The 10,642-nt window shown below is 34.3% G+C and carries 9 protein-coding genes; all 9 read right to left on the reverse strand.

The window, feature by feature from the left end; all coding sequences use genetic code 11:
• On the reverse strand, positions 1–2,345 hold a 2,345-nt coding region (gene clfB / locus IDG64_RS13940), incomplete at its 3' end, for an MSCRAMM family adhesin clumping factor ClfB (RefSeq protein ID WP_206171341.1).
• Between the two features lie 349 nt (positions 2,346–2,694).
• The gene (locus tag IDG64_RS13945; protein ID WP_000138215.1) at positions 2,695–3,399 is read right to left on the reverse strand and encodes a Crp/Fnr family transcriptional regulator; all 705 of its coding nucleotides are present in this window, start codon (positions 3,397–3,399) and stop codon (positions 2,695–2,697) included.
• A gap of 98 nt (positions 3,400–3,497) precedes the next feature.
• Positions 3,498–4,439 carry a carbamate kinase gene (gene arcC, locus IDG64_RS13950; RefSeq protein WP_000660028.1) on the reverse strand — a complete coding sequence of 314 codons (942 nt, stop codon included), beginning with the start codon at positions 4,437–4,439 and terminating at the stop codon, positions 3,498–3,500.
• 16 nt (positions 4,440–4,455) lie between these two features.
• Positions 4,456–5,886 (reverse strand): arginine-ornithine antiporter, encoded by a 1,431-nt coding sequence (gene arcD / locus IDG64_RS13955; RefSeq protein WP_001005838.1) that lies wholly within the window; start codon positions 5,884–5,886, stop codon positions 4,456–4,458.
• A 90-nt stretch (positions 5,887–5,976) separates the two neighbouring features.
• The gene (argF, locus tag IDG64_RS13960) at positions 5,977–6,987 is read right to left on the reverse strand and encodes an ornithine carbamoyltransferase (RefSeq protein ID WP_000136168.1); all 1,011 of its coding nucleotides are present in this window, start codon (positions 6,985–6,987) and stop codon (positions 5,977–5,979) included.
• Positions 6,988–7,019: 32 nt separating this feature from the next.
• The gene (gene arcA / locus IDG64_RS13965) at positions 7,020–8,255 is read right to left on the reverse strand and encodes an arginine deiminase (protein WP_000129411.1); all 1,236 of its coding nucleotides are present in this window, start codon (positions 8,253–8,255) and stop codon (positions 7,020–7,022) included.
• Between the two features lie 176 nt (positions 8,256–8,431).
• Complete coding sequence (locus tag IDG64_RS13970) at positions 8,432–8,599, reverse strand: hypothetical protein (protein WP_001792441.1); 168 nt, start codon at positions 8,597–8,599, stop codon at positions 8,432–8,434.
• Between the two features lie 2 nt (positions 8,600–8,601).
• On the reverse strand, positions 8,602–9,051 hold the full coding sequence (locus tag IDG64_RS13975; RefSeq protein ID WP_000748760.1) for an arginine repressor: 450 nt from the start codon (positions 9,049–9,051) through the stop codon (positions 8,602–8,604).
• A gap of 366 nt (positions 9,052–9,417) precedes the next feature.
• Positions 9,418–10,642, reverse strand: a 1,225-nt coding sequence (gene aur / locus IDG64_RS13980) for a zinc metalloproteinase aureolysin (protein WP_206171342.1), incomplete at its 5' end; no start/stop codon positions are given.

Consider the following 10,642-nt stretch of genomic DNA (forward strand, 5'->3'; position numbering starts at 1 on the left):
GAGTCGCTATCTGAGTCCGAATCGCTATCTGAATCTGAGTCACTGTCTGATTCTGAATCGCTGTCTGAATCTGAATCACTGTCTGAGTCTGAATCGCTATCTGAGTCTGAGTCGCTGTCTGAGTCTGAATCGCTGTCTGAGTCTGAATCGCTATCTGAATCTGAGTCGCTATCTGAGTCTGAGTCGCTGTCTGATTCTGAGTCGCTATCTGAGTCTGAATCGCTGTCTGAGTCTGAATCGCTGTCTGAGTCTGAATCGCTGTCTGAGTCTGAATCGCTATCTGAATCTGAGTCGCTGTCTGAGTCTGAGTCGCTATCTGAGTCTGAGTCGCTGTCTGATTCTGAGTCGCTATCTGAATCTGAGTCGCTGTCTGAGTCTGAATCGTTGTCTGAATCCGAATCGCTATCTGAGTCCGAGTCACTGTCTGAATCTGACTCACTATCTGAATCTGAGTCGCTATCTGATTCTGAATCGCTATCTGAATCTGAGTCACTGTCTGAATCCGAATCGCTATCTGATTCTGAGTCGCTGTCTGAATCTGAATCACTGTCTGAATCCGAATCGCTATCTGATTCTGAGTCGCTATCTGAACCTGAGTCGCTGTCTGAGCCTGAGTCACTGTCTGAATCCGAATCCGGATCCGGGTCTGGGCTTGGTTCCGGTTCTGGGTCTGGACTTGGTTCTGGGTCAACCGGCGGCCCTGGAGTTGGGTCTTTCGGATTTACTGCTGAATCACCATCAGCACTTCCACCACCATAACGTACAACATTCTCATTATTCCAACCGAAAATACTGTAGTCTCTATTTGTTACAGGATCAACATTTTCTTGAATAACCTGAGTTTTTAAGTTCTTACCTGTATTGTCGTAATGCCCTTCTACTAATACTACATATGTTTTAGTAATATCACCAAATTTAATACTAGCTACATTTGGATGCTCATAATAGATTCTATTTTTAAATTGGTCTGTTACTTCTTTAAGGTTAGAGTCATTTGGATCTGCATAGTAGCTATCTGATAATTTAGATGTATCATTCACTTCAAAAATTCTCAGTTTTGTATCTGTAGCACTTACTTTACCGCTACTTTCTTCGATTTTATCTTGGTAACCTTTAATATACACCCACGTATTACCTAAAACTCGTTGCTTAGGGTTAACAAATACCGTTTGCTTGTATGTGTTTTGACCTGAAGCTGTATCTACACCAATAATTTGAGAAGAAATGTTCGCGCCATTTGGCTTATCAATTCCTGCAATTGGTGAACTATAGTTATAAGTAATTTTATTATTAAACATTTCATCCGCAATATTAATATTTGCATCATATGTTCCTGATTTAGGTGCCTTTGCTCGGTCTGTAAATAAAGGTAATGAAAATTGTCCGTTAATATTTTCTTTTTCATTTACATAATCTGTAAAGACAAATGTATACGTCTTAGTCAAGATATCATATGTTGCTTTAGCTACAACATCGCCATTCGTACTTTTAATATCTGCAATTGGCATCGTATTATTTGAATTAGAGTAATCCACGTCTCCATTACCAGTTAAACTATCTGGTAACTTCGCTGTAAAATAATCTCCTGATTTCACTTTATCTGTCACTGTAAAATTTGCCGCCATAAATGTGTTACCACTTTGGTTAGGGTCAAACGTAGTCTTTTGCAACTGTAGATTACTTGCCGTAACTTTATCATTTACATTTGTACCTTTAGCATCAGCAGCATTTACTACCGGTTCAGCAACAGCTAAACTACGTACAGCTCTCGTTCTAACACTCGGTTTACTAGTTCCTTGCGCATTGGAAATCGTTTGTGGTGATGATTGTGGTAAATCTAATGTTTGAGGATTTTTAAGCTCACTGTTTGTTGCTATGCTATTAGCATCATTCGTTGTTTTATTATCTACTTGAGAATTTGCTTCTTGAGGAACAGTTTGATCTTGCATTTTTGCAGCAGTTGCTTGATCTTTAATTGCCGTAGGTTGAGGTGTTTCATTTGTTGAAGCTGGCTCTGTTGTAGTGGTATTGCTCGTTTGTGTAGACATTGGTTTTGCTGTGCTATCTACATTCGCACTGTTTGTGTTTGCACTAATATCAGATGTATCATTAGCCGTTGTATTTAATTGAGGTGTTTCTATCATATTGTTTTTTTCGGAATCTGCACTTGCATTATTTTTCGAAGATTGCGTTGTATCGTTCGATTGTTCTGAAGCTTGTGCTTGATGATTGCCTATCCCAAATAGTATAGTTGCCCCTACTATTACTGATGTGGTACCTACTGTAAAACGTCTAATCGAATACTTATTCTGCTTATTCGACAAATAATCAATTCTTTTTTTCAAAAATATTACTCCATTTCAATTTCTAGATTAGTCTAAATTGTATAATGAAATAAGAATTATATCAATTGCTTTTTGAAAAAAATTACGTAAAATTTGTTTTCTTCCTATTTATATAACTTAAAATTTTCTGTTAACTAGCAAAAATCAATATACCATTTTTACACTATTGCAAATGTTTTACTTTTCAAAAACTTAGAAGTTCTAAATTTTTCATCACCTTAAATTTTACTGTAATTTCAACAATCAAATTTAACTAACATTTTAAATTATTCATCATGCTAGCAAAAAAGGCCTAACGTATAAATGTACGTTAGACCTCATGTTCAACTTATTCATTTTACATTGTATATTAAACACATACATCATTGAATAAATGTTTGCTTACTAACCAATTTTTATGATCTTTAACAACAAGTTTTTCATCTTTAAGTTCATGAATAATATGACCAGCTGTTTCCCGGGAAATTCCAGCCATATCACTCATGAGTTGAATAGTTAAAAACTGTTTGATTTCATAAAATTCATCTTGATCGTACCCTACTGTCTGACATATATGACATAACAATTTAATAATTCGATCTTTAGCAAATTTACTTGTTAATGCCATGTTATAGTTCATGTGTTGCTGCTCATTATCATTTATTAATGCAAAAAGTGTCAAAAATATATCATCATTAGCTTTGCACAAAAAGGCCATCAATTCTCTAGGCAATCCAAGAACTGTACAATCGGTTAATGCTGTACACAATTCATTAACCTCTTTCGGATGAAATAAGTTACTGATTGGAAATAATACTTGCTCTTTATTAAAATAACGATATACATCTCCATTTTGATTGTAATGTTCTCTAATAATGTTACCTTCAATTAAAAAGTAAATATTGCTACTTTCTTGTGGCGAAAAATAAATAACTTGGCCTTTCGTATAATGTCTGACAAAACATTCACTTTGATATGGTTGTAATATACTATATGGGATATTAATGTAATCTGCTAATGCCTTTAGTTCATGTTCTAATTTATTATTTCTACCCAAAATAAAGTTTTCTGTCATAAGTTAAACTCCTTCAAACCTTGCAAAGTGTCAGCAGACAACTTTTTCATTTGAATCAACGGAGAAACATATTTAATGTTTTGTCGCGTGATAAAGTGCTACATGTGAATGTGTGTACCTTTATTACCAATCAAAGCTTCGTATGCCTGCTCTAAATTGGTAATGATAACTTTTTTGTTTTCCCCACTTTCAACAAATCGTATCGCAGCTTCTATTTTTGGCAACATCGATCCTTCCGCAAACTTACCTTGTGCCGCGTATTTTTTCAGTGTTGCTACATCAATATCATCGATTTGTTGTTGATTAGGTTCATTAAAGTTAATAAATACATTTTCTACATTCGTAAGAATCATTAAGGTATCTGCTTCAATCAGCGTTGCTAATTTCTCACTAGCAAAATCTTTATCTATAACCGCTTCAACACCTTCATAGGTATTTTCTTTTTTTATAACTGGAATACCGCCACCACCGCATGCAATGACAATATTTTTACCGTCTGCTAAAGTTCGAATTAACTGGTGTTCTAGTATAGATTGAGGTAGTGGTGACGCAACTACTTTTCTATAACCACGTCCTGCATCTTCTTTAAAGACTGAGTCTGGCTGTTCTTTTTGTAATTCTTCAACTTCTTCTTTCGTATAAAAAGGACCAATTGGTTTGGTTGGGTTATTGAATCGTGGATCATCTTTATCTACTTCCACACGTGTAACGATTGTGCCTACAGTTCTATCACTATTCATTTCAGTTAAAATGCGATTGATTTCAGTTTCCAACCAATAGCCTATCATACCCTGTGACATTGCACCACAAGTATCCAATGGCATTGCCGGCGTTGTGTCACTGTTCGATTTAGCTTGTTGGATTAATAAACTTCCAATTTGTGGGCCATTACCATGTGAAATGACAATACGCGCTGGTGAATCAAATAAAGGTTTAAGGTTTTGCATCGCACGTCTAATAGCTGTTTGTTGTGCTTCAGCAGTTGCTTCTTTTGTCTGTATCGCATTACCGCCTAATGCAATGACAATTTTCTCTTTCATATTTTTGTCGCTCCTTTTAAAAAACATTTATCGTTCCCATCAATAACTTAATTAATCCGATAACTGCAAGTACGATAATAATCATAAAAAGAATATAGTCTGATTTAATCAAACGTGTCTGATTATTCTTTTGAACGATTGAATAAACAAGAAGAGCTGGAATATAAAGTAACATCGTCAATAATAAGTAATTGATACCTGCTGCATATATAAGCCATATAGCATAAATTGAGGCTATGATGCCAATCGTCCATTGTTTAGTAGTTGCTTGCTGTCGATGCTCTAAAGTGTATTTAACTTGGTAAAATGCACTGAACATGTAAGGGTATAAAATAGCACTTGATGCTAGTGAAAATGCAAATTGATACGCACTCTGTGTAAATAGCATACTTATTAAAAATAATTGTACTAATATATTGGTAATAAGCAGTGCATTTACAGGTGCTCCATTTTTATTTTCTTTAGCAAACCACCTTGGAAATAATCCATCTTTTGCAACAATGAAAGGTAATTCACCAGCAAGCAATGTCCATCCTAACCATGCACCTAGTACCGAAATAATTAAACCAATATTTACAAGTGTAGATCCCCAACCACCTACAATAGTTGCAAGCACCTGTGCCATACTTGGCGAATCTAATTGAGAAATATGATTTTGCAAAATCACGCCTTGAGCTAATACAGTTAATAAGAAATAGATAATTAAAACTGATATAAGTCCTATAACCGTGGCACTACCTACATCTTTTTTATTTTTAGCTCTACTAGAAAAAATTACTGCACCTTCGATACCGATAAACACCCAAACTGTCACTAGCATCGTACTTTTAACTTGGCTCATTGTGCTCGCCCAACTAAATGGCAATACACCCTCTGACGTCATACCGAAAAAGCCTGTTTTAAAAGTGTCAAAATTGAATGCAATTATCATGCATATGATTACAAGTAAAATCGGGATTAACTTTGCAACAGTAACAATACTATTGATAAATGCTGCTGTTTCAACGCCTTTTAAAATCAAGAAATGGACACCCCAGAGTAGTAACGAGGCGACAATAATACTTGGTAATGTGTTGCCTCCTTTAAAAATCGGGAAAAAGTTACCTACTGCTGACATCAATAGTGTTGCATAGGCAACATTGCCTAAAAACGCTGAGAACCAATATCCCCAAGCACTGATAAATCCTACAAAATCGCCAAATCCTGCTTGAGCATAACTATAAATACCACCGTCTAGCTCCGGCCGTTCATTGGTTAAATTTTGAAATACGAACGCTAATGAAATCATTCCTATAGCTGTAATAATCCAACCAATAATAATGGCTAATCCACCGGCTTTACCGCCCATATCAGACATTATATTGAACGCACCGCCACCAATCATGGATCCTATAACTAGTCCAATTAAAGAAGATTTACTGAGTTTGTTATCTCCTGATTCGTTCATATTCATTTCTCCTTTAATACCAATATGAGGTGTCTGTACATGACACTTATATCATCAGACACATCATATTCATATCGTTCCATTTAGTGATTAACTCCCCAATGTTGCTGCCATTACTGCCTTAATTGTATGCATTCTATTTTCAGCTTGATCAAACACTTTTGAATGTTCACTTCTAAAGATTTGGTCTGTAACTTCCATTTCAGCTAATCCATATTTTTCATAAGTTTCTTGTCCATAAAGTGTATTTGTATCATGGAATGCTGGTAAACAATGTAAGAATATCGTTGAATCTTTACCTGTTAAATCAAACATCTGTTGATTCACTTGATAGTCTTTTAATAAATTAATACGTTGTTCAAATTCACTTTCTTCACCCATCGATACCCAAACATCTGTATATATAGCATCTGTATTTTCAACTGCTTCTGCAATATTATCCGTAATCATGACTGAACCACCATATTGACTCGCTTTTTCTTTTGCAATATCAACATATGCCTCTTTTGGATTTAATGATTTAGGTGTACAAATTCTTACATTAACACCTAACATAGCACCTGCTACCATTAATGAATGCGCAATATTATTACGTCCATCTCCAACGTAAGTTAAGTTTATTCCTTCTAGATATCCAAAATTCTCTTTTATTGTCATAAAATCAGCTAACATTTGTGTAGGATGCCAATCGTCTGTTAATCCATTCCACACCGGTACACCAGAGAACTTCGCTAAATCTTCAACAGCTTGTTGTGAAAAACCACGGAATTCAATACCATCGAACATTCTACCTAATACTTTCGCAGTATCCTCTACAGATTCTTTTTTGCCTAATTGAATATCATTTTTCCCTAAAAATTCTGGATGCGCACCTAAATCAATAGACGCAACTGTAAACGCTGCACGCGTTCTCGTCGAATTCTTTTCGAATAGTAGTGCAATATTTTTTCCAGATAAGTAGTGATGCTTAATACCGTTTTTCTTATACTCTTTTAATGTAATTGCAAAATCAATAAGTCCTTCGAATTCTGCTTTGGTAAAATCACTTTCTTTTAATAATGATCTGCCTTTTAAATCATACGGTTTTTGAATTTCTGTCATTATTTTCACCCTCGTTTCTATAATTTATTACGTTAAATGTCTTCTCTGAATAATGGTTGACTCATACATCTAGGGCCCCCACGTCCACGTACCAACTCGCTACCAGATATTTCAATGACTTTAATGCCTTTTTGTCTCAATAAATCATTCGATACATAGTTTCTATCGTAAGTCACTACAACGCCTGGTCTTATACATAATGTATTTGAGCCATCATTCCATTGCTCTCTAGCACCATCAATGACATCACCATTTCCTGTTGGAATGAATTGGATATCATCTATACCTAGTACGTCTTCTAAAGTATCTTTTAAATGACTAGATTGTTTGATGGCAATATCTTTATTTACGTCATCATATTCAATAATAAATATATTCATATTGCCTTCTGCCTTTAAAATGGCTGAATGCATTGTAAATTTGTCATAATCTATCATTGTAAATACTGTATCTAAGTGCATAAAAGTTCGACTAGTTGGAATTTCAATTGCTACTACTTTTTTAAACGTCGCCTGCGGATTTTCAAAAATACGTCGCGCTAACTTTTCAATAGCTTGTGCAGATGTACGTTCTGAAACGCCTATAGCCAAGACATCTTTAGATAAAACAAGTTCATCGCCGCCTTCAATATTGAATGGGCAATCTCGATCTAACCAGATTGGAATATTCGCATCTTTAAATCTAGGATGATGCTTTACAATATATTGAATAAATATTGATTCTCGTCGTCGTGCTCTCCAGAACATCCGATTGATTGTTATACCGTGTCCTATTGAGGCTTGTGGATCTCTAGTAAAATAAAGGTTTGGCATTGGATCTAAATAGAATGGATACTTATCATCCATATACTCTACTAGATGTGTACATTTCGGATTAATTTCTTCCTTACGTACCCCTGACATTATTTTATCTACAAGTTCTTGATTAGAAAGTGTCGCAAATAATGCCTTAATTTCTTCTTCATGACCTAATATTGTTTTTTTAGACTCTGCTAATACATCATCAATAAATTCACTTCTTACTTGAGGATTTTCAATACTTTCAGCTGCTAACTTCTCAAGGTAAAGTACTTCAACACCCTCTTCTCTTAGCACCTGCGCAAAATGGTCATGCTCTTTTTGAGCTACTTCTAAATATGGAATATCATCAAATAGTAATCCATCTAAATAATCAGGTACTAAATTTTCTAATTCTTTTCCAGGACGCTTAAGTAACACAGTTTTTAAAGCTCCAATTTCGCTATTTACTTTAATTGGACCATCTGTCATGTCTATTTCCTCCTTTTATCTTTGAATTCATTTAGAGTATAGACAATCTTCAAACGCTTACATGTGATTATATTCACATAAAGAAAGTCGAAAATTTCATATCTTTTTGTTATACAATACATAATAATGGATTTTTATACATAAATAAAGGTATTTTGGGTCAAAATATACATTTTTTATTCAAAAATACCCATAAAAACATGTTGTATAAAGTTTTTTATACAGTCAATTGAATGACTATGAATTCTTTCTTTCCATAAAAAAACGCGTACACAAGTTAATATTTGGTAACTAACTTGAGTACACGTGATACGAAACAAATTTTTATTATTCATTTGATACATGTCTATTTAAATAATTTTGCATATACGTATTCTGCCATATCATTTGAGGCAGTTAAGATTAATGTAGTGTCATTTCCACTCACCGTACCTAATATCTCTTCTATATTTAGCTGATCGATAAAATAGTTTATGCCTTGGGCGAAACCAGGTGAGGTTTTGACGATAATGTATGAACCATTGATGATTGAACTTAGAACTTCATGTTCACAATAGTGTCTAAACTTTTCTCTCATCTCTTGTTCTGTTTGATTATTAATAGCTTTATAAATCCATGTCTCACAATCGATAGGGACACGATATATATTTAGTTCCTTCAAGTCTTTAGCAATTGTTGTTGCACTATATCTTACACCAAAATATTCTTCAATATATGAAATGATTTGTTCTTTTTTATAAATCTTATGCTTTTTAACTATTGTAGAAACAATTTCTAATCGTTTACTTTTCTTCATATTGTAAACTCCTTTGGTAGTTACGTTTCTTGTATTAAAAAATAAATTCATGCATGTTTCATTTATAATTTAACACTTTGTTTTGCAAAAGATAATAAAAATACATGTAAATTTTTTGTGACAACTTTTAAAATGAATTTTGTATTCTAAGTCAGCATTTAATTATCACATATCTACTACTTGTAATGATTTTAGACTGCCGAGTAGTCTTTCGGCAGACAACCCTCACACTCCTCTCATCTAATTACAAAGAGAGGGTATACCTACAAAGTCAATTATCAATGTAGGTATACCCCATATATAAGCTGTATTTAAAATTTAATTATTTATAAGTGTTTAACATTACTTCTTCTTGTTTATATATTTTTACTCCACGCCTACTTCATTCCATGCTTCATACACCTGTTCAGCTGTTTGCTCGTCATATAAATCTTTGGCCGCTTGGTATAATGCATCTTTACAATCTTTGAAGTTTGAATTACTTGTTAAGTATTCCGTTAATGCTCGGTAGTAAATTTGTTCTGATTTAGATTTCCCTATTGCTTGAATCACGTTATAAGCTGCTTTATTTGGAATTCCAGAATTCGTATGTACGCCACCATTATCTTTTTCAGTGAATACATAGTCTTTCATATGAGCTGGTTGACCAAATTGTTCTGGGTTTGACATGCTGCGTAAAGCGTCTCCCTCTTTTCCAGGTGTGTAGACATCTTCACCCATTAAGAAATCCTCGTCATCTACAAAGTATCCAAAAACATCTGAAAAGCTTTCATTTAGAGCGCCTGACTGGTCCTTATATTCTAAGTTTGCAGTCTCTTGTGTCACACCGTGTGTTAATTCGTGTGCTACTACGTCATTTGCACCCGATAAACTTGTGAATGTGCGACCATCACCATCACCATAGATCATTTTGTCACCAATCCATGCGGCATTATTTCTGTTATCTTGACCACCGTAGTTATTAACATGCGTTAATGAAACAATTGGACTACCTTGGTTGTCATATGATTCACGACCAAATGTGTCTTTGTAATAATCATATGTTTGTTTAGCGTAATAATTTGCATCTACGCCAGCACGTTGCTCATCTTTTACGAAGTTTTCATCTTCATTAGTAATCAATGTTGCTTGACCTGTTTGATCATTAAAGCTAAATGCTGATAATTTACCTTGATGCGTTAAATCTTCTAGGCTAAATCCACCGTCAATACTATTGATATTGATATCTTTTGTATCGCCAAGTACACCTTTTCCTTTACCAGTTTCTGCAGCTTCTTTAACTAAGTTCATTTTTTCTAAAATTTCGCCAGTTTGAGCATCAATTTTAACTTTCCAATGTGAAATTTCTGGTGTCACTGTAATTAACTCAACATTATAAACGTATTTATTACTGTCACCATCGATTTCAACTTTGTTTTCTTTAATGACTTTATCTTTAAGATTTTTCGCTTTATTCTTATCAATCTTAACTGCTTTAAATGCTTTGTCGGCTGCGTCATCTTTACTTAATGTCACTTTATTCGTTGGCTTTACTTTCTTCGCATCAGTATCCCCATTGATTAAAACGACTTTTCCTGATTTGTCTGCGTGT

Source organism: Staphylococcus sp. EG-SA-15 (genome assembly GCF_017151895.1).
Taxonomy (GTDB): Bacteria; Bacillota; Bacilli; order Staphylococcales; family Staphylococcaceae; genus Staphylococcus; species Staphylococcus aureus.